Below are 22,892 nucleotides of genomic sequence, written 5' to 3' on the forward strand. Positions count from 1 at the left end.
TCAATCCTCAAACTTGCATGAGTTCTCATGCTTTGCATTCTAAAACCTTTATCACGGCGGTCTCAGGCTGAGCGCGGTGGCGTTCTGAAGCCTTTAACGACAAGCGGGCGCCAAAGCGCCCGCTGCAGAAGATCAGTCAGTGACCAGTTCGAAGGCCACGCCGTCTGTCTGCTTCTTACGGAATTCGATCAGGCGCTCACGCAGGGCTTCGTCTTTCATCGCCAGCATCTGAGCGGCCATCAGGCCAGCGTTATAAGCACCGGCTTCACCAATCGCCTGAGTACATACTGCAACGCCACGAGGCATCTGAACGATAGACAGCAGGCTGTCCATACCTTTCAGGTGACGGCTGGCAACAGGTACAGCAACAACCGGCAGGTGGGTTTCTGCTGCGATCATGCCCGGCAGGTGAGCTGCGCCACCGGCACCAGCGATAATCACTTCGGTACCTTCTTCGTGGGCGCGGGTTGCAAACTCAACCAGTCGTTGTGGGGTGCGGTGGGCAGAAACAACACCAGCAACATATTCAACACCCAGCGCTTCTAAAGGCTTGGTGGCTTCCTGCATGGTGGCCCAGTCAGACTGAGAACCCATTACGATGGTGACTTTAGCAAATTTCATTACGGTAGCTCTCCGTTTTATATAGCAGCCCGACTGACAACCCGTTCTTAGATGTTCTTAATTCGGGAATGTTTTGTCCGAATCAAGAAACTTTAAAAACAATAGCAGCAAGACCCGATCCATCTTGGATAAGGTCGCTGACAAAAAGTACGGGCTGAAAATAAAGCTGTTTGTCATAACCAACCTGCCCCTTGTGGGCGGTCTGTTGTCTGGCAGGTTTAAGGTGTACCTGACAGCGGGGTTGGTTCAGCGAAAAAGAGGCGCACTATTATGCCTTAATTTCTGAAGAGATAAAAATTATTCTGCTTAAGATGGAGAAAGGAACAGGGTAAGCCCCTGTTCCTGAAGGATTTTGCTAAGCGCAGGATCAGTCTTTAACCCGATCAATCACTTCCGCGTACTGCTGTTCAAAGGACTGAAATTCAGTGTCGTTGTGGCCGCAGCAGCGAACGCCACCGGTCTTGATATTGTAGATCCAGCCGTGGATATCCACCTTGCCGGTTGCCAGTTTCGCCGCTACCGCAGGATGGGTGCGGATATGCTGAACCTGCTGGAGAACATTCTGCTCAATCGCTTCGTCCAGGTGTTCTGCGCCGATGCACTCGCTGTGACCGATATCGTGGCGCTCGCGAACGATCTCCATGGCAGAACGACAGTGACCCAGCCACTCTTTAACGTGCGGCAGACCATCCAGCGCGTTCATATCCAGTGCGCCCTTGATAGCGCCACAGTCGGTGTGGCCGCAGATGATGATGTGGCGAACGCCTAAAACAGCAACGGCATATTCAACGGAAGCGGTCATGCCACCGGTTTCATTACTGTGCGGCGGGATAATGTTGCCGGCGTTACGACAGATAAACAGATCGCCGGGAACGGTACCAGTCAGCAGATTCGGATCGATACGGGAATCAGAACAGGTAATAAAGAGAACATCAGGGCTTTGACCCGAGGCCAGGGTTCCAAACAGATCCTTGTGTTCGGGATATACGTGCTGACGAAAATTCAGAACGCCCTTAACAATTTTGTCCACGCTGAGCCATCTCCAATGGTTGTTTCTTATGGTCGGTGCAGTCCGGCGGGAATGGACCCGGCTGCCCGTTATTTTTTCTGGCCGCGTATTTTCTACTAAAGTCGCGCAAGATAAAAATAAATCTTTGTAGAAAACGTAGGGGTTTTGTTGCCTGCGTGTGTTCTGAATGGATTTATTTTGCGCTATGCCGTGATTTATTGGCAGAAAACAGGGTGATTCAGTGCAGATAAAAAAAGCAAAAGCCTGAGTCGAGAATTGACCGTTCTTTGCCACAGGCTTTTGCAACGACTGAAATGCTAACGGGAGCAGTCAGCCTCAAGTGAGACAGTGTGCTCAGGGAAAAGATCCCGCTGGATCTGATCCCTGAGCTGTATAGAGGGATATGTGTAGCGATGTTCTTGGCTGGGTGTCAGCCCACCAGCCAGTGACCCAGCACTGCGATAATTGGCAGGGTGATCAGGGTGCGCAGGATGAAGATCACAAAGAGTTCCAGCAAATTCAGCGGGATCTTGGACTTGATCAGGAGTACACCCACCTCAGACATATAGATCAGCTGGGTCATGGAGACACCTGCGATCACAAAGCGGGTCAGTTCGCTTTCAATGCCTTTACCAACGATGGCAGGCAGGAACATATCCGCAAAACCAACCAGCAGCGCAGGTGCTGCTTTAGCCGCTTCCGGCAATTGCAGTATTTCCAGTAGTGGAATAAACGGTGCGGACAACCAGGTGAAGATCTGGGTGTATTCCGTCAGCGCCATTGCCAGCGTACCAATCGCCATAACCAGTGGCAGCAGACCAAACCAGATATCCGCCACATTGTGCAGGCCGGTTTTGATCAGCTGACCAAAGCCCGGTGCTTTTTGGGCGCGGACAACTGCCTGATGCAGACCCCACTTGTACAGAGATACATCACCCGGCACATCTTCTTTAATCTGTTTACCAACGCCTTCAGCGTATTCATCTTTCTTCCAGCTCAGTGGTGGCAGACGCGGTGTGATAATGGCTGCGGTAAAGCCAGCAACCAGTACTGCGGCGTAGAACTCGATAAAGAGGTGGCCGATACCGATAAAGTCAGCCACAACCAGGCTGAAAGCGATGGATGCGATGGAGAAGTTGGTCGCGATCACTGCGGATTCGCGTTTGGAGTAGAAACCACCTTCATACTGCTGAGTGGTGATCAGTACACCTACGGTGCCGGAGCCGATCCAGGAGGCGACCGCATCAATGGAAGAGCGACCCGGCAGGCGGAATACTTTACGGAAAACATTACGTACCAGAGTGCCGATAAACTCCATCAGGCCGAAGTCCACCAGAAGCGGCAGCAGCAAAGAGGCAAAGAAGAAGAAGGTGATCAGTGCCGGGGCCAGATCGTACATGACCACGCCGCCGGTATTACGGTTCCAGATCCATTCCGGGCCAACTTCCAGCCAGGTCAGGATGACAAAAGCAGCACCCAGAACACGCAGAGTTAACCAAGGCAGGCTGACGCGGAAAATAGAGCCGAGGGCGCTGTTTTTCAGTTTCTCGGTTTCCGGCAGGAAGGAAACAATCACAGATACCAGTGCCGAGAAGCTCAGCAGGGCAACGGTAATCAGTGGCAGGTCTTCTTTCAGCAGAGCTTTAAAGAAATCGGCAATCACACCCATGCCGATGGTCACCTTGCCATCCACAAAGATAGGCGTCAGGAAGAAAAGTACGCCGATCAGGGAAGGGATGATGAACTTCAGGTAATCCTTTCGGCTGAAATGTTCGTTAACATCACCGGTCTGATCCAGCAGAACCTGACTGGCTTCTGTTTTATCTAGATTTACACTCATAGGGGAATCCTGTTGTCTTTATTGTAGTGTTGATCTGTTGTTATCGTTGTAAATCGCGCCCCGTAAAAAGCGGGGCGCGGTAAACGCCATCAGCGTTTAAGCAGATGAACTGCAGAGCGTGCGTTATGATTTTTCGAATCAGTCGCGGTAGTGAACGCCCGGCAGCACACACAGCATTTCGTACAGCAGGTTCGCGCCCAGAAGTGCGGTGTTGCCTGTGGTGTCGTAAGGCGGGGACACTTCTACCAGATCTCCACCAACAATATCCAGTCCGCGACAACCGCGAACCACTTCCAGCGCCTGAGGCACGGTCAGACCTGCAATCTCAGCGGTTCCGGTTCCCGGTGCATACGCGGGGTCGATGCCGTCGATATCAAAGCTGATATAAACCGGGCCGCCCGCTACTTTTTCACGCACTTCTGCCATCAGGGGCTCAAGGGATTTGTGCCAGCACTCTTCAGCAGGAACGACACGGAAACCCTGTGCGCGGGGCCAGTCGAAATCTTCAGCGCTGTAACCCGTACCGCGCAGGCCGATCTGTACGACACGGTCGCCATCGATCAGATCTTCTTCCAGGGCGCGACGGAACGGAGTGCCGTGGGCGATCTTCTCGCCAAACATGTGATCGTTAACATCCGCGTGGGCATCGATGTGAACAATGCCGATCTTGCCGTATTTCTTTTTCAGGGCGCGCAGGATCGGCAGCACGATGGTGTGGTCACCGCCCAGTGTCAGGGGCTTACAGCCACCAGCAATAATCTCGTCGTAGGCTTCTTCAATGATGTCCATGCTTTTCAGCAGGTTGAAGGTGTTGATGGCGACATCGCCGATATCGGCAACCTGCAGGCTGTCGAATGGCGCAGCACGGGTCGCTACGTTGTAAGGACGCAGCATGCGGGATTCATCTCGGATCTGACGAGGAGCCAGACGCGCACCGGGGCGGTTGGAGGTGCCGATATCCAGAGGTACGCCGACAAAGCAGGCATCCAGCCCTTCAGTGCCTTCCTGAGTCGGCAGGCGCATCATGGTGGCTGGTCCGCCGAAGCGTGGCATCTCGTTTCCACCCAGAGGTTGGTTCAGTTCTTTTGGCATTATCTCGCTCCAGTGTTTGTGCGGTTTCGCTAATCAAATTGCACGGTGTTTCTAAACTGGAGGGTCGGATTGCAATGGGTGTGCCAGAATAATAAATCCTTATAAATCAATGGCCTGCATGGTTGGTTTGGTGCTTTTGATTCATTTGTGAATTGTTTTTTTGAGGTTTTTGATTTATTTTTGAATCGTGATTCATAATTGAATTGCATGATTTAACGATTAAGTTTCCCTAACGGATAATGTTTTTATGACCGCGACGCCTGAACACTCATCCGGCTTTGACCTCTCCTCCGAAAGAGAGCTGGCGATGATTCTGGATAAATCCTCCGACAACATCGTAGTAACCGATGGTGATGGGGTGATCCTGAAAGCCAGTAGCAACTTCAATCGCATCTATGGCCTGCCCATTAGTGAAGCCGTGGGGAAAACCGTTCAGGAACTGCAGGAGTCCGGCATCCTTACGCCCTCAGTGACCCTTGAGGTGCTGAAGCGCAAACGGGAAGTCCAGCTGATGCAGTCCACCAGTCAGGGCTTTCAGGTGATGGCGCTGGGTTTTCCGATCTTTGATGAGCAGGGCGGGATTGAACGTGTGATCAGCTTCTCCCGGGATCTGACCGATTTGCAGATGCTGCAGCAGGAGTACGAGCAGTTGCAGCAGCGTCTGTTGCAGCCATTGCTGGATACACAGCAGAGTGAAGAGCTGGCTGGGTTGGCGTTTAAAAGCCGTCCGGTGCGGGAGATTATTCAGCTGATCCGCCGGATTGCTGATACCGAGGTGGCGGTGCTGTTTCAGGGGGAATCCGGTGTTGGTAAAACCGCCTTTGCCCGTCTGATTCACCAACTGAGTGACCGTAAAGAGAAGCCCTTTGTTGAGGTGAACTGCAGCGCGATTCCGGAAAACCTGTTTGAGTCAGAGATGTTCGGTTATGAAGCCGGTGCTTTCAGCGGGGCATCCCGTCAGGGGAAATCAGGTCTGATCGAAAGCGCAGAAGGCGGCACTCTGTTTCTGGATGAAGTGGGGGAGCTGCCTCAGGCGATGCAGGCCAAGCTGCTGAAGGTGCTGCAGGATGGGGAGTTTACCCCGGTCGGCAGCGTCAAACCCCGCAAGGCACGTTTCCGGCTGATTACCGCTACAAATCGTCAGCTCAGTGAGATGGTGGAAGAGGGGCTGTTCCGGCTGGATCTCTACTATCGGGTGAATGTGGTGCCGGTTTATATCCCATCCCTGCGGGAACGCAGTGAGGATATTCCCGTACTGGCGGGGCATATTCTGAGTCGTCTGAATCGCAAGTATCAGCAGCAGAAACAGCTGCCGATGCATCTGCAGGCACGCCTGCAGCAGATGCCCTGGCCGGGTAATATCCGTGAGCTGGAAAACACTCTGGAGCGCTGGTTTGTTTCTTCCGAAGGCGAGATGATTCGGGCTCTTGATCTGGAAGGTCGCTTTGAGGCTGATGTTGATTCAGCTACCGGTTTGGCCATAGGGTCGGCTATCGATCCCGATGCCGCCATGGCCGGTGATGCATCGTCCATCCCTTTATCGGCTCAGCCGGAACCTCAAAGTCTGAAAGCGATTCTGGACAGGGCTGAAAAACAGGCGCTACAGCAGGCGCTTCAGCATTGCCGCTCCAGTTATCAGTTGGCGGAGTATCTGCAGATCAGTCAGCCCAGTGCGGTTCGTAAACTGAAAAAACACGGACTGACTATCAGTCGTGATGTGACCTAGTGTTTAACGATTTTCTTCTTCAAGGATTTTAAAGGATAGCGACGGATGGATCTTATTAACGGAAAACTGATTTTCCTGCCGGTACTGGCGTTGGTGTTCTGGACTTTTATTGTGCTGCTGATGTTGCCGTTTCGGCGCTTTGCCCTGATCCGAAGTGGTCAGGTGAGCATCAACGATTTTAAGTTGCAGGAAACGGATCGGGTGGCTGACTCTGTTGTGTTGGTCAACCGAAACTACACCAACCTGCTGGAGATGCCGGTTCTCTTCTATCTGGCTTGTGTGCTGCTTTATCTGTTAGAGAGGGTTACGCCGGTAGGCCTGATATTGGCCTGGAGTTATCTGGGGTTACGGGTTCTTCATAGCCTGATCCATCTGACCTATAACCGAGTCTTCCATCGTTTTCTGATTTTTGCGCTCAGTAATGTCGTCCTGCTTCTATTGTGGCTGCTTTTGGCGCAGCAGTTGTTAATCCAGATTGAGGTTTTGTGATGCTGCTAGCGGCGGCGGATCAGGGAAAAGAAGATACTGTATCTATGCGAGTAAAGGATCGAGCGTTACAGGGAGTGAGACAGTGCTGAGGATGCAGGCTATAGGGCAGTTGCTCTTGATGATAATGACCGCTTTAACCGCCGGATGTGGCGGTGGTAGCGGCAGTGATTCCGGAGCATCGGTCCTGGATCCGAATGTGGCAGCCATTTCTGAAGGTGACTGGTATCGCCCTGCGGTGGGCGTCACCTGGCAATGGCAACTGCAGGGTGCACTGAATACCAGTTACGACGTCGCCATCTATGATGTGGATCTGTTCGATACCAGTACGACCCAAATCGCAAATTTGCAGGCGGATGGCCGAAAAGTGATCTGCTATTTTTCTGCAGGTTCCTACGAAAACTACCGTGATGATAAGGGGGATTTCCCTGCGGAAACCCTTGGCAAAACACTCGATGGTTGGGATGAGGAACGCTGGCTGGATATTCGGCACAGCGCTGTGCACAAGATTATGAAGGCTCGGTTGGATCTGGCTCAGGAAAAGGGTTGTGACGGTGTAGAGCCGGATAATATGGATGGCTACACCAACGATCCCGGTTTCAGTCTGACAGCAACGGATCAGTTGGCGTATAACCGTTTTATCGGGAATGAGGCCCACAAACGTGACTTGTCGGTGGGGCTGAAAAATGATCTTAACCAGATCGGCAAGCTGGTGGATTACTACGATTTCTCGGTCAACGAACAGTGTTTCGAATATGACGAATGCGACACCCTGAAACCCTTTATCGATGCCGGTAAGCCGGTGCTGAATGCTGAGTACAAAAGTCAGTACGTTAACAATACCGGCGGGGCCAGAGATACGCTCTGTTCACAGTCGCTGGCGTTGAGTTTCAGCTCGTTGGTACTGCCTCTGGATCTGGATGACAGTTCACATTTCAGCTGCAGATAGGTTTGTTTGGTGGTGGGGTAAAATGCAGGCAAAAAAAATGGCCCGAGTTAAAGGCTAATTTCAGAAAGTCGCTAAACCCTGCTCCGAAACTCGCCTTCGACTCTGGCCGATTGTGCTATCCCCGGAAGCCGATAACGCAGTCAGACAAGCGTATGATCTGCCTCCAGAAGTGGGGCTAGATTAGAGTGCTTTACGGATAAGGTAAAATTGATATTTTTTCGTTTACCTATAAGCTTTTATTTATAGATAAACTTTCAGGAAACACTATGCCTCTCTCCGTTAATAAACTCACTGGCCGACTGACATTTCGCCAGCTACAGGTCTTTAAAGCCGTCTATGAATTACGCAGCTACAGCAAAGCGGGAGAACTTTTAGGCCTAACGCAACCTGCGGTCAGTAGTCAGGTTCGTCAGCTGGAGCAGGCACTGGAACAGCCTCTTTTTGAGTATGTCGGACGCAGGCTTTTTACCACCGCTGCGGCGGAGCGGATGGCAGAAAGTATCAATCATATCTTTATCGAACTCTCTAACCTGCAAACGGATCTTGGGGCATTAAAAGGTAATGTCGCCGGTGAACTACGTTTGGTTGCGGTGAGTACGGCGCAGTATATGGTGCCGTATCTGTTGAGGGGCTTTCTGGATCTGCACCCGAAAATCAGCGTTAGCGTAAAGGTGGTAAACCGTGCCACTGCCTTGCAGCGTCTGCATGAGAACAACGATGACCTGATCATTATGGGTATGGTGCCGGTGGATCGTGCGCTGGTATCCCTGCCATTTCTGGATAACGAACTGGTGCCTGTGGTGCCGGATGATCATCTGTTGCTGGAGCGGGAAAAGGTTACGCCGCAGCAGTTTCTCGACAGCAATCTTCTGGTTCGCGAGCCCGGTTCCGGCAGTCGTCTTGCCCTTGAACAGCATTGCCAGCAGCAAAGGCTGAGATTTAAACCGGGTATGGAACTGGGTTCTAACGACTCGGTAAAGCATGGGGTGATATCCGGCTTGGGGGTCGGTGTATTGCCGAAGCTGAGTATTCCTGCCGAACTGGAACTTGGCCGACTGAAGGTAGTGGATCTGGATGGCTTTCCATTAAGACGGGATTTCTGTGTTGTTCACCCGCAGGCCAAGCATCCGACTCCGGCGATGCAGGCGTTTCTGGATTATATCCAGCAGAACATCAAAGAGTTTGAACGTATGTTTTTGGGCAGTTAAGCTGCCTGCCTTCAGATTGGTGATCCTAAAAACAAGGAGTGTGTCATGGGACTTGTAATAGCCCCTTTAATGCTGATGTGGGTTGTGGCTTTCGGGCTGTCACTCAGAGTTGGCTATGTGTTGGGCGAGACCTCGGGCTTTTTCCCGTTTGCGCTTTTGTGCCTTTTAGCGGGAGTGTCAGGCGGTTGGCTGCATTCCCGTCTGGTTATGGCGCGTCGCAAGGCTGAGAAAAAGCTGTGGGCGTTTCAGCTGATGATCGACTTTACCCTGAACAAGTTCGCCCTTTCCGGTTACACCATTCTGGCGGGTATTTACCTCTTTACCGACCTGACTGCTACCGATGGCAATCTGCTGAGCCTGATCTTTATCGGCACTCTGGTACTGTCATCCGGCACTCTGATCGGCGTGTTTACCAGCAATGCCTTTATGGATCGCCATAATATTGAGCGGACGTATTAGTCCTGACAATTTTCTGAACGGAATCAAACATGACTTCAATAGAAACCGGTAAGTCTGTTCGGGCTTTTCAGGCGCAAGATTTACAGGCCGTGCTGGATATCTGGCTTACCGCGTCAATCAAAGCACACGACTTTATCCCTGAAGCCTTTTGGCAGGAACAGCTGACAGCAATGGCGGAAACCTACCTGCCTGCTGCAGAGGTTTTTGTGTATGAAGAAGAGGGGCGGGTTACGGGATTCAGCGCCTTGTACGACAGTACCTTGGCTGCCCTCTTTGTTCATCCTGATTATCAGGGAAAAGGGCGGGGAAAATCCCTGTTGCAGCATGTGATCGCTCATAGCGAACAACCCTTGTCCTTAAGCGTTTATAAAGCCAATCAGCCAAGTGTGGATTTCTATCGCTCGCAGGGTTTTGTTATTCGGGAAGAGAGTGTTTGCCAGCATACTGGTGAGCCGGAATATCAGATGGATTATGCTTGAAGGAAACAGCATGAACAGTGTGCAAAAAGGAGATAGATTCGAAGTAAAGGTGTATGAGTTTTTGAAACGGGAAATCGACGAAGGTCGATTTTTTGTCCGTAAGGAAAACTGTGAAATTTTTCTTAAGAAGGGGTATTACTCGAAGGATCGAGAGAAAGATATCATTTTTGATATTTCTATAGAAATTACTATACCGGGCCAGTCCTCATACTCAATTCTTGTGCTTGTAGAATGCAAGAGCTATCAGAAGAAAGTTCCTGTAGATGATGTTGAAGAATTTTTTCAAAAAACGCAGCAGATCTCAGGTGGCAATATTAAAGGTATTGTTTTCTCTACGAATGCTTTTCAAGACGGGGCGTTTAAATTCTCGAAATCTAAAGGGATCGGTTTAGTTCGACTATCTGAAAATAATGATCATGACTGGATTCTGACTCGCTCCCCTTCTTCTTTGATGGGAGCGGCAGTGTGTGAAGAAAACAATGCAAGAAATTTCTTAACGATTGAGTCTTATCGCAGTCCCGTTTTTGACTTCTCTGCATCTTTTATTGGCACTTACACATCGTCTATTCAGCTTTTCTTTGGCAAGTTTCTTTCGTTTAGGTTGGATAAAAAAACGACTCGATTTTTGGAGGCTGAAGGTAATAAAAAGTCCAAACCTTTTATCAGAAAAGCTACATCATCTTTTATACAACTTGAGGCTGAAAAGGCACGAACAACGCTCCTTGGTAGCGGATCGTTTGATCTTTCAATGCTCAGCTCGGGAATAGAGCGTGAATATGGTTTTGCTTTGTTGACGCGCAGAACTTTGCCGAATGGAATTTTGGGCTGCCTTGATTTCGATTTGAAGAAGATTGAAATCAATAAGCTGATAGAGAATGTCGGAAGAAGAAACTTTACGATTGCCCACGAAGTTGGCCATTTGGTTCTTGAGCACTCTTTGTATATGAGTCGGGAATCTTTGTATGAAGACTTGTTAAAAAGTGGAGCAGACACATCAGATCTTGCTCCAGAAATTCTGGAGATTGAGCGTCAGGCCAATGTGTTTGCTGCTGCTTTTTTAATGCCAGAAGTACAGTTTAAGAAGCACTTCAAAAATTTATGCAAAAAATATCAGGTGGTTAACAGAGGTTATGGTGCCCTCTATCTTGATGACCAAATTTGTAATATCAAACAGTTCAATCTGATTGCAGCAGAATTGGGTGCTGAGTATCAGGTTTCTAAGCAAGCAGTGAAATATCGTTTAATGCAGATGAAACTATTAAAAATTGGCTTTGCTACCAAAAGGTTTAGTAGATCTATTTTTATAGATTAGCTGGCAAACAGCTCCCGGCTGACGGCGACCCGTTCTTCCGGTGTGTTATGGCTGATGCCCTGCTGTTTCAGGGCTTCAATCTTCTGCAGGCGCGGCAGCAGGCCGGTGCCGTTGGCGGTTTGAATCGCTAAGCCGGGGCGGGCGTTTAGCTCCAGCACCATAGGGCCCCGGCTTTTATCCAGCACCATATCGGTTCCGATATACCCCAAACCTGTCATCTCCCATGCGCTGGCGGCGAGTACCAGAAGCTGTTCCCAGTCGGGAATCACCAGTTGATCCAGAGGGCGCTGGGTATCCGGGTGATGACTCACCGGATGATCAAACTGCACGGCGCGCACCGCTTTGCCGGTGGCGATATCCAGTCCGACTCCTACTGCCCCCTGATGCAGGTTGGCTTTGCCGTCAGAGCTTGCGGTAGAGCAGCGCATCATCGCCATCACCGGATAACCGTGAAAGACGATGACGCGAATATCCGGCACACCTTCATAGCTGAAGTCGGCAAAACTGTCGTCAAATTCGATCAGGTTTTCCACCACGGCAACATCGTTTTTACCGCCCAGCGAGAAAAGCCCCGCCAGAGTGTTGGTGATATGACGCTCCACATCTTCACGGCTAACCTCTGCACCGGAAGGTTTGGTGTAGCGGCCATCCTGATGGGATGTGATCACCAGAATCCCTTTGCCACCGGAGCCCTGTGCCGGTTTGATGACAAATCCCGGCCAGTCGGCCACAAGATCATGAATCTCTTTTACGTGCACCTGACTTTCGATCACGCCGATCAGTTCAGGCACTGTGGCACCTGCCTGTTGCGCGATCTGTTTGGTTTTCAGCTTGTCATCAACCAGCGGATATTTTGACCGGTCGTTATAGCGGCCAATGTAGCTATGGTTGCGCTGATTCATACCAAGAATGCCACGCTGGCGCAGCTTCTTAGGCAGCTCAATAAAGCCCCTGATATTGCGGAAGAGTTGTTTCACGGTTTAATCCTGCGCCAGATGACGGAAGCGGCGCAGCTCGCTTAACCGGTAACCCGTGTAGTTACCCAGCAGCAGAATCAACGCAAGGATAATCAACTGCAGCCCGACAAAGTTAAAGGTTAGGTGGCGAACCAGTTCCGAGGTCATCGCCAGATACACCAGAACCGCTGTCAGCAGAGAGCCGCCGCCCTGCACAAAGACCTCTTTCGCGCCTTCCTCTTCCCAGAGAATCGACATGCGTTCAATGGTCCAGGAGAGAATGATCATCGGGAAGAAGGTGATGCTGAGGCCCTCCAGCAGACCAACCCGATAGGCGACAACGGTAAATACGGAGATGATCATAATCACCGCGATAATCACCGCCGAGATACGGGCAACCAGAAGCAGGTTAAGGCGAGACAGGTAACTGCGGATCATAAGACCTGTGCCGACAATCAGCAGAAAACCGATAATGCCGGGGACAAGCTCCGTCTGTACAAAAGCCACGGCGATCAGCACCGGCATAAAGGTGCCTGAGGTTTTAAGGCCGACAATAATTCGCAGGAAAACCACCAGCAGCGCACCCACGGGGATCAGCATAATGGTTTTAAACATCGCCTGTTCTTCAACCGGCAGACTGTGGATGGAGAAGTTGAGCAGGTCATTGGCTTCGATCTTCTCCCGGGTTGCAGTTTCCGGAGAGATATCCTGCGCGATCATGGAGAAGCTGACATCGGACTGGCGGCCACCGATCACATCCAGCAGGCTCTGATAGTCGAGACTCCAGATCAGCAGGTTGTCCGGTTTGCCCTCTGCACCGGTGCGGGGGTTAAACAGCTGCCATTGTTCCTTTTGCTCATCCCACACCTGAACCCAGGGTTGTACGCTTTGGCGGCGGCGACCATCTTCCAGCATCAGGGTGGCAACGGTTCGTGCCGGAACTGCCTCCATGGAGAGCAGGCTGACCAGTGCATCTTCCCGGTTCATGCTGTTTAGCAGCAGGGCGGCGTTCTGGTTCTGCACGTCATTCAGCTGACGGATCAGCTCCCGTGCCAGGGTGGGGTTGTCTGCTGAGCGCTTCATCGCATCCTGCAGCATTGACAGGGCTGCGGTCTGGCGAACATCCTCAAGATATTGCGGGCGGGGTTTACTTGGAGGCCGAATCTGATATTGAGCATCAGCATCTGCCAGAAAACGGGCTTTGTAGTAGATCAGCTGCTGACCTTCGGCACTTCGAATCGACCATTCCGCTTTGCGCTGCTCTTTCTGTTCCAGAATAGCGACACCATAGCCCTGCGATGAGCTGCTTTCATCGGTCAGGATAAAGTTCTGCTGATCATTTGGGATTGCCATAGCGACCTTGGCGGGATCACCATTAGCAGTGAACTCAATGCGGGCTTCAATTTCCCACTGCTCCCGCTGTTCGCCGGGAAACCAGGGGACGCCATAAACTGAGTGACGGTAGAGACTAAGGGCAACGCCAACCAGAACCAGCGCGGCAACAAAAAGATAAAAGGGCAGTCGATTGATCATGTGTCAGAGGTGTCCATGGTTACTGCTTGCGGTGCTGATGTTCAATTCAGAGGCGGACTTACAAGGGAGGTCAGTTTGATTGTTGCGGATTTTGCTTGGGGTGAATGTAAGCTTTGCCTACATCAATCAGGGCAACATCCTTAAAGAATTCCCGCCCCAGCAAAATCGGGAAGGTCATATTGGAACGATCTGCAAGGGTGAACTCCGCTTTCTCCCGCAGGCCACCGACCTGAATCCAGGCTTCGATCACAGGGCGACGTTCCGCTTCTTCTGCTGATGCCTGAATGATACGAACCCAGCGCACGATAGGGGCTTCAATGGCTTTTGCAGCGGCATCTGAACTATCTCCGGTAAAGAGATTAAAACGCACCCATTCTTCACCGTTGCGCTCAAAATATACCGGGGTGGGGGCATGGATGGAGGAGGTTGTCGCGCCGGAATCGACCCGGGCTTTAAAGTTGGCCTGAGCAGCATCCAGCCAAACCCACTCTTTGCTACCTAAAACCACTTTGCTCTGGCTGTTGGCCAGTTGGGGATTCGATGTCAGAAGGTTCTGGTTGCGGGATTTTTTCTTCTCTTCAGCCAGTGAGATCAGTTTGCTCTGATTGGCCTTTAACTCGGCAATCGCCTTGTTGCTGGAATTGAGCTGACGCTGAAGTTTGGCCAGTTGCTGACTTTGGCTCTGATTCTGTTGTTCCAGACTGGCTAATCGTTGCTGCAGGCTGTCATCCAGTGACTGAATCGCGCTGAGGGTTTCTTTATTGGTGTTCAGGGCGCAACCGGAGAGGGTAAAAACAGCAACAGATAGCAGGCAAAGGCGCAGTAAAGGTTGGAATGAAAGGCGTTTGAAACACATGACGTTGGCAAGGCTCTTAGCGAAGCGTGATATCCGGAAAGCGGCTAGTCTACCGGAGTTGGCTTAGGGGTTATAGTTTTATAAAGGTGTATTTTTGCGGCTAAATTTCAATAAAAGTGGTCTTTTTGATTAAAAAGTGCCGCTAAATTGTATTTTTTGGATTTGCTGCTTTGTAGATCTGGAAAACAGTCAGGGGTTCAGTCTTATCCGGTAAAAATCAGGTACACTCTATTGTCTGTCCCGGAAGCCTCAGTTGTCTGTCGCAGAAGCTTCCGCTGTCTGGCTCAGAAGGCTTTGCCGTCGTATTTCAGAAGGAGTTCATCATGTCATCAGCTAACCAGCCGGTATTCTGGCGTCACAGTGAATTGCCTTTTATTGAGCTGCGTATGATCGAAGATGGTCGCAAGGTTTGTTACGCCCCTCATACCCACAAACAATGGTCGATGGGGCTGATTCTTGAAGGGCAAAGCGGCTACCAGATCCAGAAGCTGAAAGGCGAAGGCCGTGGTGAACATCAGCACACCATTCAGCAGGGCAGTATGGTGTTTATGAATCCGGATCAGGTACATGCCTGTACCGCTCTGGATGATCAGCCCTGGTCATACGGGATGTTTTATCTGGATACGGTTTGGCTGGGACAGTTGGCGCATAAGCTTGGTTTACAAGCTGATGCGCAATGGCGGGATATTCCGGTCAATCTGCTCGAAGACCCTGAGTTGTTTGAACAGGTTAAGGCTCTGGTGCAACGCCTGATGGTATCTGAATCTGAGGTTACTGAGAGGTCAGCGGTTCAGTCTCTGCAGGCAGATATTGAACAGGTGTTGAGTGAGGTGCTGCAGGTGTTGGCGGTTTGTGCTGAGGAGCGTACCGGTGATTTTCCTGCCGCTCTCGACTCAGAACCTGTTGCCGATGCGGTTGCGGCCATCGCCCGCCAGTTGGATGAGCATCCGGAGCAGGTGCTCCCTCTTGAAGCGATGAGTCAGGGGGCGGGCATTACCCCCACCCAGCTGATCCGCGCCTTTAAAAAGCACTTTGGTTTTACCCCGCATGCTTATCAGATCAACCGCCGGATTCAGCTCGGTCAGCAGGCACTGAAGCAGGGGCAGCCTATTGTGGAGGCGGCTTTAAGTGCAGGTTTTGCAGATCAGCCTCATTTTCAGCGGGTTTTTAAAAAGGTGCTGCAGGCAACACCAAATCAGTACCGAATTGGCTGAAGCGAAATTGATTCAGTCTTTCGTATTTGCGCTTCTATCCTTCCAGAAGAATCAGCAGGCAGCTTGCGATCAGTAATCCGGCCAGTGAGCGATTAATCACTCGCATCATGGCGGCGTTGTGAACATAGCGTCGCAGAAAAGCCCCCGCGTAAACCCAGCAGCAAAGTGACAGCCAGCAAACCGGCAGGTAAATAGCTGCGAAAATCAGCACTTCATTGAGTTCCCCTGATGCCGTATAAGCAGCGATACCCGATGCGGACGCCAGCCAGGCTTTCGGGTTGAGCCACTGCATAATAGCGCCCGTCATAAAGCCCGGTGCTTTCTGCTGATCCTGCTCGCTGATCTCACCGTTATCTTTAATCAGCAGATAACTCAGCCAGAGCAGAAAAGCGATCCCGCCCATCTGCAGTATCTGATTAAGCGCGGGGAATTGCTGCATCACCTGATACAGGCCCAGTCCCACTGCAATAAACAGCAGCACAAAGCCAAGGGTCGCCCCTGTGATAAAGATAAGTCCGACAGGTAGCTTATAGCGCGCACCGCTACTAAGCCCTACAAGGTTCACTGGCCCCGGCGTAATGGATGCCACCAACGCAAAAATGGTCATGGATGAGAGCACGGATAACTCGATTGAGCCTGCGCCTGTGAAACTGCTGAAGAAGGATAGATCCGACATATTGCCTCCGATAAACGGCGTTGTTCATTAAAGAGCAGGCAGTTTGACGGTTTGCTGAGGCAAGGTATTGAACAAAATTGCAGGGTGTAATTTTCCGAACAAGCTGCAGAAAGCGGCTACGCTAGATGTATATGAATTACATTTCTTTACACTGCTGCCAAAGGTAATTTGCCATGACGCTTAAGTTAAAAGCCTGGTTACTGGTTGTCTTTATGCTGTTGTCTCTGTTCGGGATGATGCTGGTAGGGTTGTTTACGCTGCGGGAGGCCAGTGATTCGGATAACCGGGCAAGGGTTGTTCAGCTGCTGACTTCAACCTGGAGTACTGTGGTTCAGATTGAAACGCAGGTTCAACAGGGGCTGCTATCGGAAGTGCAAGGTAAAGCACTGGCTACTCAGATACTGCGGGAAAATAAATACAGTGATTCTGAGTATGTCTACGTGGCGGATGAGAAGATGAACTTTGTCGCTACGCCGCTTGATCCTCAGCTGCACGGCACCAGTTTTCACGATTTTAAAGACGGTGATGGCAACAGTGTCGGGCAGATTCTGCTTAATGCAGTGAAATCAGGATCCGGTGGCACTGCCTGGTATGAATGGACCCAGAAAAAAGAGGATGGCTCCATTGAGGACAAGCTATCCATCGCACGCAAGACCCCTCTCTGGGGATGGTATGTGGGTACGGGGATCGGCTTTCATGAAGTAGATGCCCGTTTCTGGGCAACAGCTCAGTGGCAGGTGGTTATCTGTCTTGTGATCTCGGTTGTGTTGGCGGGTTTGTTGCTGTTCTCGATTCGCCGGCTATTGATGATTCTTGGCGGAGAGCCGAATCAGGTACTTGCTATTGTGCAGGAAGTGGCGAACGGTGATCTGAATACATCCCGCCGTTTACCTGGTGTGATTCCCAAGGGTTCCGTGCTGAGTGCGACCCTTAAAATGCGTAAGAATCTGGGCAAGATTATCAACCAACTTTCAGGCACAGTTAAAGAGCTGCGAGCGGAGACGCAGGGGTCGGAACAACGCATCAGCACCATCTCCCAGGTGTTTGACAGTCAGAAGAGTGAAACGGATATGGTGGCTTCGGCCATGACTCAGATGTCGGCTTCTGCTCAATCGGTTGCTGAAAACGCTAATCTCGCCGCAGATGAAACTCACAATGCCGATGATCAGGGACGTAAAGCCAGTGCTCTGGTTTCTGAAACCGCCGGTGCCATTGAAGATCTGGTGAAACAGGTTTATCAGGCCAGTGAAGCGATCGACTCGTTGGGCGCTGATGTGGAAAATATCGTCACCGTACTGGAAGTGATCCGTGGCATTGCTGAGCAAACTAATCTGTTGGCGCTTAATGCCGCCATTGAAGCTGCGCGAGCCGGCGAGAGTGGTCGGGGCTTTGCTGTAGTCGCCGATGAGGTGCGTTCTCTTGCGGCGCGTACACAGGACAGCACTGAAGAGATTCAGAAAATGATCGAAAACCTTCAGGCGGGTTCTCAGCGGGCGATCCAGTCGATTCAGGCTTCTACCTCTGCCAGTAGTGGCACGATGGAGCAGGCACAGAATGCACAAAATGCCCTTGGTCAGATCAGTGCCTCCCTGACCGCGATTGCGGAAATGAATCAGAATATGGCGACCTCTGCCAGTGAGCAGAATCATGTCGCGGAAGATATCGCCATGCGGATCAACACCATCGCATCCAGTGCCAGCGAAGCGTCTGAGCTGGTGGTGGCAGGCAGGGATGTATTCAGCCGTTTGGTCGTGCAGAGCGATCAGCTTGAGGAGATTGTGTCTCACTTTAAGTTCGATTGAATCGTCGAATGATCGGGGCAAGCACCTTTTAATTTCACAACTCACTCAAACTGAGTCGGATCGCACCGGCGATAAAGACACCGGAAAAGAGCCATTTCTGAATCTTCTGACCGGTTTGAGTGATCTTCACCCTGGCTGCTACGGCACATACGCTCGCAGCTATCATCAGATCAAAAATGATTCCTGTAATCACTAACACGATACCCAGATAAAGGTACTGAGCCAGAACCGGTACGTGGTTGCTGCTATCCGGCTGCAGGTCGATAAATTGGGGTAGAAGCAGCGAGCAGAACATCAGTGCTTTTGGGTTGAGCAGATTGGTAAGGAAACCTCTGCGAATCGCAGCAAGACTGCGTTGGTGTTCTGAATTGATCTCTCCGGCGGTTAGTGACCCTGCTGAAAGAATTTTCCACGCTAGAAAAACCAGATAAGCCGCACCTATCCATTGAATCACGTTAAGCAGGTCCGGGTGGGCAGCCAACACAGCCGCTAGACCTAATGCCGCTAAAAGCACATGTAAACCTCGGGCGGCTGATAATCCGGCGGATGTCATAACTGCCTGTCTGAAACCTCTTCCTGAAGCTGACGCCATAATCAACGCCATATCCGGCCCCGGTAGCAGGTAGGCTGCGCCCAAGGTCAGGATGTAAACGGTTAGTTCGGTCAAACTGAGCATGATTAACGGACTCCGGCAGGTTTTTAGTCGGAATAATTATCCCGTATGCGTCGGAAATAGGATTGCTATCTATGCTGAATCTTGCTGGTATATGGAAATTAGATTCCAATGTTTTGGATATATTTGAAAAAGTCTTTCAGGGCGAGGTGGCAGGATTGATATGGGTATTTCGAAATCAGGGGGATTAGATGAAACGGATCGCAAAATTCTGGCCTTGTTGCAGCAGGATGGTCGCTTGACCAATGCCAAACTGGCTGAGCAGCTTAACTTAAGTGAAACCCCCTGTTGGCGACGACTGAAGCGTTTAGAAAGTGAAGGTTATATTGAGGGTTATCAGGCACGCCTGAATCGTCACAAACTGGGGCTGGGGGTTATAGGCTTTGCTCAGGTCACTTTTGGCGATCATTCCGGGCAGGCTCCAATCGACTTTGAACATAAGATGGCGCAGATGCCCGAGATTCTCAGTTGCCACAATGTGTCCGGGGATTGCGACTACATTCTGCAGATCGTCGCGGATGATCTGGAAAGCTACGGTGATTTTGTCAGGGATAAACTGCGTATCCTGCCGGGGATCAGCTCGATTCGTTCCAGTCTGTCGCTGAGAGAGGTGAAAGCAGGAGTAAGGATGCCGGTTTAAGGCACCTTGAGGATCGGGTTGAGGAAGGCTTTAAGCCTTCCTGCGAATCCCAATACTTGCTCCCACTTTATCGGGCTGTGGCCTTTTCTGATCCTGTGTGAACTGGGCGATAACCTTCTCTTCTGTTTCAGCTAGCCAGGGGGCTGATCGTCGCTGGCGCATATTCATGTGCAGCATTAGGGCTTCAAAGGCGGCGTGCTCTTCACAGGTTTCCTGATGCCACATCTGCAGATAAAGGTGCACCTTGTTGTGATCGTGATCGATCAGCTGACAGGTGATGGTGAAGTTTTCACCTTCATCGATCTCTTTAAAATAATGGGTCATGCATTGCAGAGTAAACATAGAGACCTGCTGCTTTTCACGAAATTCTGCATTCAGCCCAATAGCTTCCATAAAGCCATCTAATCCCCGGCTGAAGGCGACCACATAGTAGGCATCATTTAGATGGCCGTTGTAGTCGATCCAGTCCGGCTGAACCTTATCCCGATAAACGACAAGGAGGTCCTTGTGGCTTTCCTGTTGCATCAGTTTTCTCCCGATTTGTTCTTGTTTTGGGCTAAAAGCGTCTCTGTCTCAAAGGAGAATATCACTCTTTTAAAACGAATTATTATTTAGCAATGAAAACACTTCTTGTTAATTCAAAGTGATTGATTTTATTTGGATCAAAACGCGGTTAAAAGCTAAAACTGGTTCGTAATAAGCAGCTGAATTGTCTATAACTAGGGGAATACCCGATATCTGAACTCAGATTTAGATTCGTTAAAACAAATTCCAAAACCGAGGATAGATTGATGAAAGCTGATGCAGGAGTCATCGCGGAACTGAATGCAGCGCTGAAAGGTCAGTTGACGGTGATCAACCAGACCTTCCTTCACGCCCGTATGGCAAAAAACTGGGGGCTTGAAGAGCTTAACAGCCATGAATACAAAGCCTCAATCAAATCGATGAAACTGGCGGATGATCTGATTGAACGTATTCTGTTTCTTGAAGCTCTGCCGGGTATGCAGGCACTGAACCGTTTGCATATCGGTGAGAATATCCCTGAAGTGTTGTCCGGTGACATGAAGGTGCATTCGGAAGTTCGTGACCAGCTGCTGACCGCTATCGATGTTGCTGAGAAGGCGCAGGATTATGTCTCCCGTGATCTGCTGACGGAGATTCTGGAAGAAACCGAAGAGCAGATCGATTGGATCGAAACTCAGCAATGGCAGATCGATAATGCTGGTATCCAGAATTATCTCGCTGCGCAGATGGAAGATTAAGGAGAAGCATCATGAAAGGTAATCCAAAGGTTCTCGAACATCTCCAACTTCTGCTGAACAATGAGCTGATGGCCCGTGACCAGTACATGGCTCACGCCAACCAGTTTAAGGACTGGGGGCTGGATAAGCTGCATGAGCGTCTGCACCACGAGATGGAAGAGGAAACTGAGCACGCCGAAGCCATTATGGAGCGCATGTTGTTCCTGGAAGCTGAGCCGGATATGAATGCTCAGGAAAAAGCCAATGTCGGTTCAGACGTTGCGACTATGTTCCGTAACGACCTGCAGGTTGAGTACGACGTAGACAAGGCACTCAAAGAAGCGATTGCTGTATGCGAAGAAGAGCAGGACTATATCACCCGTAAAGTGCTGACCCAGCTACTGGACGATACCGAGATGGATCATGCTTACTGGCTGGAACAGCAGCTGCGTCTGATCGATATGGTAGGTATCGAAAACTACATTCAGAAGCAGATGTCCTGATCATCCGATCTGGCTTTGGCGAGGTAGATTGTTATTGAATGGTAGATCGTACTGAATAGCAGCTACCGCTAACAGCCGTATTAAAAAGCACAGATGAAAAACACAAAACCGGATTCGCCTGATGGAGATTGTTCAGGCTGATCCGGTTTTTTATTGAGCTGATAACTAAAGTGTCAACTTGTCTTCAGGCGGCCTGCTTTTGCGGCATAGGTTCTGTTCGAGTAACAACAAGTTCTGTTGCCAGCGACGCTGCAGCTTTAAGGCGTAGCTCTTCATCGAGAATCTGTCGGGTGTCTTTCACACACATGCCGCAGCTGTGGGCGATACCCAGACTGTCGCGCAGTGCTCTCAGGTTGTGGTCACCTGAAGCGATAGCATCACGAATCTGTTGATCGGTAATTCCTGCACAAACACAAACATACATGGCTGAAACATCCGTGGGTTGAACTTGATGATCTGAATATTATTGATAATCCTTATCGTTTGCAAGTATGGGTGAGAATTTTTCTTGTTTGCATTCGGGATTAATTTTCATGCAAATTGTCAGTTTCAGTAATTTTTTTCCACTCATTGCTTGGTCTGTTGAGGTTTTTATCACCATTGCGCGATTAATTTGTCAGCCCATAGGGCTATCTGAATTGTGCTAGAGTTCTGCGGCTGACTTGGCTGATGCCTACGTTTGTTTCTGATGACCCATCTTGTTTCTCTCAATAGCCTGAAGAGTTTTGTATGCGCGATGAACTGTTGCTTTCCATCAATATTGAAAACCTTTTGGTCTCCCGTAACCTGAGGGGAATGCAGCAGATCCAGCCGGCATTAGAGGCTGGTTATTACCTGCGGGCAGCCCGATTGCTTCAGGCATGCACAGGCTATGTCTTAATCGGTACAGGCTTTCCTGTTATCGACACCTTTGAGACCGACGGCCCAGTGGGGGCGATCGCCCTTTATGAGACGTTGGAAAAGTCAGGTGCTAAGCCTGTTATCGTTTGCGGTCCACCAGTATCGCGAAAGCTGATGGCCGATTATCGGGTACATGAAATACGGGTCGGCGAACATGATGCCCGGGAGCAGGAAGCACGAGAGGCGCTGAAAAGCTATCAGCCGGATCTGGTGATTTCGGTAGAGCGCCCGGGGCTTGCTGCCGATGGCGGCTATTACAGTATGCGCGGAGAATCCATCGCAGAACGTACCGCCTGCTTTGATACCTTTGTCCAGTTTGCCGATTGCCCGACGATCGCCATTGGTGATGGTGGCAACGAGATCGGCATGGGCAATGTTGCTGAAGCCTTGTCTCAGCTTGAGATCATTCCTGCAGCCACCAAAGTGGATGAGCTTCTGATTGCCGATGTTTCAAACTGGGGCGTTTATGGCCTAATCGCTTTTCTGAGCCTCTGGCGGGAAGAAGATCTGCTGGCAGGGATCGATCCCTACCGGATTCTTCAGTACCTGTCGGATCTTGGCAGTGTCGATGGTGTAACCCGGATCAACACCCTGACGGAAGATGGACTGTCACCGGAGGAAGGGGCTGATATACTGCTGCGCTTACGTCAGCTGATTGGCTTCTGTTGAAAAAATAATAAAAGGTGGCAGTGTTAATGAGATCCGGTGTGTTGAAAA

Annotated in this window: 24 protein-coding genes; 13 read left to right on the plus strand and 11 right to left on the minus strand. The window is 50.5% G+C overall.

Features of this window, described 5'->3' with window-relative positions; genetic code table 11:
• Window positions 1-132 precede the first annotated feature (132 nt).
• The 4 genes from purE to speB form a co-directional block, all read right to left on the minus strand.
• Window positions 133-621: a 5-(carboxyamino)imidazole ribonucleotide mutase gene (purE, locus tag BV405_RS00270; protein WP_086478858.1), complete on the minus strand. Its 489-nt coding sequence runs from the start codon at window positions 619-621 to the stop codon at window positions 133-135.
• A gap of 367 nt (window positions 622-988) precedes the next feature.
• Entirely contained in the window at window positions 989-1,651 is a 663-nt protein-coding gene (locus BV405_RS00275) for a carbonic anhydrase (protein ID WP_086478859.1), read from the minus strand.
• Between the two features lie 409 nt (window positions 1,652-2,060).
• On the minus strand, window positions 2,061-3,470 hold the full coding sequence (locus tag BV405_RS00280) for a YjiH family protein (RefSeq protein WP_086478860.1): 1,410 nt from the start codon (window positions 3,468-3,470) through the stop codon (window positions 2,061-2,063).
• A 138-nt stretch (window positions 3,471-3,608) separates the two neighbouring features.
• Window positions 3,609-4,562, minus strand: a complete 954-nt coding sequence (gene speB / locus BV405_RS00285; protein WP_086478861.1) for an agmatinase — start codon at window positions 4,560-4,562, stop codon at window positions 3,609-3,611.
• Window positions 4,563-4,809: 247 nt separating this feature from the next.
• On the opposite strand from speB, the gene BV405_RS00290 reads away from it, so the two are divergent.
• From BV405_RS00290 to BV405_RS00320, 7 genes are all read left to right on the plus strand, one after another.
• Window positions 4,810-6,288: a sigma-54 interaction domain-containing protein gene (locus BV405_RS00290; protein WP_086478862.1), complete on the plus strand. Its 1,479-nt coding sequence runs from the start codon at window positions 4,810-4,812 to the stop codon at window positions 6,286-6,288.
• Window positions 6,289-6,333: 45 nt separating this feature from the next.
• Window positions 6,334-6,777, plus strand: a complete 444-nt coding sequence (locus tag BV405_RS00295) for an MAPEG family protein (protein WP_086478863.1) — start codon at window positions 6,334-6,336, stop codon at window positions 6,775-6,777.
• A 124-nt stretch (window positions 6,778-6,901) separates the two neighbouring features.
• On the plus strand, window positions 6,902-7,723 hold the full coding sequence (locus BV405_RS00300) for an endo alpha-1,4 polygalactosaminidase (protein WP_245832181.1): 822 nt from the start codon (window positions 6,902-6,904) through the stop codon (window positions 7,721-7,723).
• A 266-nt stretch (window positions 7,724-7,989) separates the two neighbouring features.
• On the plus strand, window positions 7,990-8,931 hold the full coding sequence (locus BV405_RS00305) for a LysR family transcriptional regulator (protein ID WP_086478864.1): 942 nt from the start codon (window positions 7,990-7,992) through the stop codon (window positions 8,929-8,931).
• A gap of 45 nt (window positions 8,932-8,976) precedes the next feature.
• Window positions 8,977-9,390, plus strand: a complete 414-nt coding sequence (locus tag BV405_RS00310) for a hypothetical protein (protein ID WP_140054404.1) — start codon at window positions 8,977-8,979, stop codon at window positions 9,388-9,390.
• Between the two features lie 29 nt (window positions 9,391-9,419).
• On the plus strand, window positions 9,420-9,869 hold the full coding sequence (locus BV405_RS00315; RefSeq protein ID WP_086478866.1) for an N-acetyltransferase: 450 nt from the start codon (window positions 9,420-9,422) through the stop codon (window positions 9,867-9,869).
• Between the two features lie 10 nt (window positions 9,870-9,879).
• Window positions 9,880-11,181 carry an ImmA/IrrE family metallo-endopeptidase gene (locus BV405_RS00320; protein WP_176329988.1) on the plus strand — a complete coding sequence of 434 codons (1,302 nt, stop codon included), beginning with the start codon at window positions 9,880-9,882 and terminating at the stop codon, window positions 11,179-11,181.
• Here BV405_RS00320 and BV405_RS00325 read toward each other — a convergent pair.
• The 3 genes from BV405_RS00325 to BV405_RS00335 all read right to left on the minus strand — a co-directional run bounded on the left by BV405_RS00325 (window position 11,178) and on the right by BV405_RS00335 (window position 14,526).
• Window positions 11,178-12,158 carry an alpha-L-glutamate ligase-like protein gene (locus BV405_RS00325; protein ID WP_281251626.1) on the minus strand — a complete coding sequence of 327 codons (981 nt, stop codon included), beginning with the start codon at window positions 12,156-12,158 and terminating at the stop codon, window positions 11,178-11,180. The genes BV405_RS00320 and BV405_RS00325 overlap by 4 nt on opposite strands.
• 3 nt (window positions 12,159-12,161) lie before the next feature.
• A complete protein-coding gene (locus BV405_RS00330; protein ID WP_217895556.1) occupies window positions 12,162-13,667 on the minus strand; it encodes an inactive transglutaminase family protein in 1,506 nt (501 codons plus the stop codon).
• Window positions 13,668-13,740: 73 nt separating this feature from the next.
• Complete coding sequence (locus tag BV405_RS00335; protein WP_086478869.1) at window positions 13,741-14,526, minus strand: putative ATP-dependent zinc protease; 786 nt, start codon at window positions 14,524-14,526, stop codon at window positions 13,741-13,743.
• 323 nt (window positions 14,527-14,849) lie between these two features.
• Here BV405_RS00335 and BV405_RS00340 point away from each other — a divergent pair, with 323 nt between their 5' ends.
• The gene (locus tag BV405_RS00340; protein WP_086478870.1) at window positions 14,850-15,740 is read left to right on the plus strand and encodes an AraC family transcriptional regulator; all 891 of its coding nucleotides are present in this window, start codon (window positions 14,850-14,852) and stop codon (window positions 15,738-15,740) included.
• A 34-nt stretch (window positions 15,741-15,774) separates the two neighbouring features.
• Here BV405_RS00340 and BV405_RS00345 read toward each other — a convergent pair whose 3' ends face one another.
• A complete protein-coding gene (locus tag BV405_RS00345; RefSeq protein WP_245832182.1) occupies window positions 15,775-16,416 on the minus strand; it encodes a LysE family translocator in 642 nt (213 codons plus the stop codon).
• A gap of 173 nt (window positions 16,417-16,589) precedes the next feature.
• Here BV405_RS00345 and BV405_RS00350 point away from each other — a divergent pair, with 173 nt between their 5' ends.
• Complete coding sequence (locus BV405_RS00350; RefSeq protein WP_086478872.1) at window positions 16,590-18,218, plus strand: methyl-accepting chemotaxis protein; 1,629 nt, start codon at window positions 16,590-16,592, stop codon at window positions 18,216-18,218.
• A 34-nt stretch (window positions 18,219-18,252) separates the two neighbouring features.
• Here the strand turns inward: BV405_RS00350 and BV405_RS00355 are convergent, their stop codons facing one another.
• A complete protein-coding gene (locus tag BV405_RS00355) occupies window positions 18,253-18,894 on the minus strand; it encodes a LysE family translocator (RefSeq protein WP_086478873.1) in 642 nt (213 codons plus the stop codon).
• Window positions 18,895-19,054: 160 nt separating this feature from the next.
• Between BV405_RS00355 and BV405_RS00360 the strand changes: the two genes are divergently transcribed.
• Window positions 19,055-19,531 carry an Lrp/AsnC family transcriptional regulator gene (locus tag BV405_RS00360; RefSeq protein WP_086478874.1) on the plus strand — a complete coding sequence of 159 codons (477 nt, stop codon included), beginning with the start codon at window positions 19,055-19,057 and terminating at the stop codon, window positions 19,529-19,531.
• Between the two features lie 30 nt (window positions 19,532-19,561).
• On the opposite strand, the gene BV405_RS00365 is transcribed toward BV405_RS00360, so the two are convergent.
• A complete protein-coding gene (locus tag BV405_RS00365; RefSeq protein ID WP_086478875.1) occupies window positions 19,562-20,056 on the minus strand; it encodes a thioesterase family protein in 495 nt (164 codons plus the stop codon).
• A gap of 266 nt (window positions 20,057-20,322) precedes the next feature.
• On the opposite strand from BV405_RS00365, the gene bfr (BV405_RS00370) reads away from it, so the two are divergent.
• Together bfr (BV405_RS00370) and bfr (BV405_RS00375) are read left to right on the plus strand one after the other, a co-directional pair.
• Window positions 20,323-20,793, plus strand: coding sequence for a bacterioferritin (gene bfr / locus BV405_RS00370; RefSeq protein WP_086478876.1), 471 nt, complete (start codon window positions 20,323-20,325; stop codon window positions 20,791-20,793).
• A gap of 11 nt (window positions 20,794-20,804) precedes the next feature.
• Window positions 20,805-21,275: a bacterioferritin gene (gene bfr / locus BV405_RS00375; RefSeq protein WP_086478877.1), complete on the plus strand. Its 471-nt coding sequence runs from the start codon at window positions 20,805-20,807 to the stop codon at window positions 21,273-21,275.
• A 184-nt stretch (window positions 21,276-21,459) separates the two neighbouring features.
• Here bfr (BV405_RS00375) and BV405_RS00380 read toward each other — a convergent pair whose 3' ends face one another.
• Window positions 21,460-21,699 (minus strand): (2Fe-2S)-binding protein, encoded by a 240-nt coding sequence (locus tag BV405_RS00380; protein ID WP_086478878.1) that lies wholly within the window; start codon window positions 21,697-21,699, stop codon window positions 21,460-21,462.
• A 305-nt stretch (window positions 21,700-22,004) separates the two neighbouring features.
• On the opposite strand from BV405_RS00380, the gene BV405_RS00385 reads away from it, so the two are divergent.
• Window positions 22,005-22,844: a DUF4392 domain-containing protein gene (locus BV405_RS00385; protein ID WP_086478879.1), complete on the plus strand. Its 840-nt coding sequence runs from the start codon at window positions 22,005-22,007 to the stop codon at window positions 22,842-22,844.
• Window positions 22,845-22,892: the final 48 nt, after the last annotated feature.

The organism is Oceanospirillum sanctuarii (assembly GCF_002150805.1).
In the GTDB taxonomy this organism is placed as follows: Bacteria; Pseudomonadota; Gammaproteobacteria; order Pseudomonadales; family Halomonadaceae; genus Oceanospirillum; species Oceanospirillum sanctuarii.

Coding starts and splice junctions, on each gene's coding strand:
- purE (WP_086478858.1), bottom strand. CDS start 621: ATGAAATTTGCTAAAGTCACCATCGTAATGGGTTCTCAGTCTGACTGG.
- BV405_RS00280 (WP_086478860.1), bottom strand. CDS start 3,470: ATGAGTGTAAATCTAGATAAAACAGAAGCCAGTCAGGTTCTGCTGGAT.
- speB (WP_086478861.1), bottom strand. CDS start 4,562: ATGCCAAAAGAACTGAACCAACCTCTGGGTGGAAACGAGATGCCACGC.
- BV405_RS00290 (WP_086478862.1), top strand. CDS start 4,810: ATGACCGCGACGCCTGAACACTCATCCGGCTTTGACCTCTCCTCCGAA.
- BV405_RS00295 (WP_086478863.1), top strand. CDS start 6,334: ATGGATCTTATTAACGGAAAACTGATTTTCCTGCCGGTACTGGCGTTG.
- BV405_RS00300 (WP_245832181.1), top strand. CDS start 6,902: ATGACCGCTTTAACCGCCGGATGTGGCGGTGGTAGCGGCAGTGATTCC.
- BV405_RS00305 (WP_086478864.1), top strand. CDS start 7,990: ATGCCTCTCTCCGTTAATAAACTCACTGGCCGACTGACATTTCGCCAG.
- BV405_RS00310 (WP_140054404.1), top strand. CDS start 8,977: ATGGGACTTGTAATAGCCCCTTTAATGCTGATGTGGGTTGTGGCTTTC.
- BV405_RS00315 (WP_086478866.1), top strand. CDS start 9,420: ATGACTTCAATAGAAACCGGTAAGTCTGTTCGGGCTTTTCAGGCGCAA.
- BV405_RS00320 (WP_176329988.1), top strand. CDS start 9,880: ATGAACAGTGTGCAAAAAGGAGATAGATTCGAAGTAAAGGTGTATGAG.
- BV405_RS00335 (WP_086478869.1), bottom strand. CDS start 14,526: ATGTGTTTCAAACGCCTTTCATTCCAACCTTTACTGCGCCTTTGCCTG.
- BV405_RS00340 (WP_086478870.1), top strand. CDS start 14,850: ATGTCATCAGCTAACCAGCCGGTATTCTGGCGTCACAGTGAATTGCCT.
- BV405_RS00345 (WP_245832182.1), bottom strand. CDS start 16,416: ATGTCGGATCTATCCTTCTTCAGCAGTTTCACAGGCGCAGGCTCAATC.
- BV405_RS00350 (WP_086478872.1), top strand. CDS start 16,590: ATGACGCTTAAGTTAAAAGCCTGGTTACTGGTTGTCTTTATGCTGTTG.
- BV405_RS00355 (WP_086478873.1), bottom strand. CDS start 18,894: ATGCTCAGTTTGACCGAACTAACCGTTTACATCCTGACCTTGGGCGCA.
- BV405_RS00360 (WP_086478874.1), top strand. CDS start 19,055: ATGGGTATTTCGAAATCAGGGGGATTAGATGAAACGGATCGCAAAATT.
- BV405_RS00365 (WP_086478875.1), bottom strand. CDS start 20,056: ATGCAACAGGAAAGCCACAAGGACCTCCTTGTCGTTTATCGGGATAAG.
- bfr (WP_086478876.1), top strand. CDS start 20,323: ATGAAAGCTGATGCAGGAGTCATCGCGGAACTGAATGCAGCGCTGAAA.
- bfr (WP_086478877.1), top strand. CDS start 20,805: ATGAAAGGTAATCCAAAGGTTCTCGAACATCTCCAACTTCTGCTGAAC.
- BV405_RS00380 (WP_086478878.1), bottom strand. CDS start 21,699: ATGTATGTTTGTGTTTGTGCAGGAATTACCGATCAACAGATTCGTGAT.
- BV405_RS00385 (WP_086478879.1), top strand. CDS start 22,005: ATGCGCGATGAACTGTTGCTTTCCATCAATATTGAAAACCTTTTGGTC.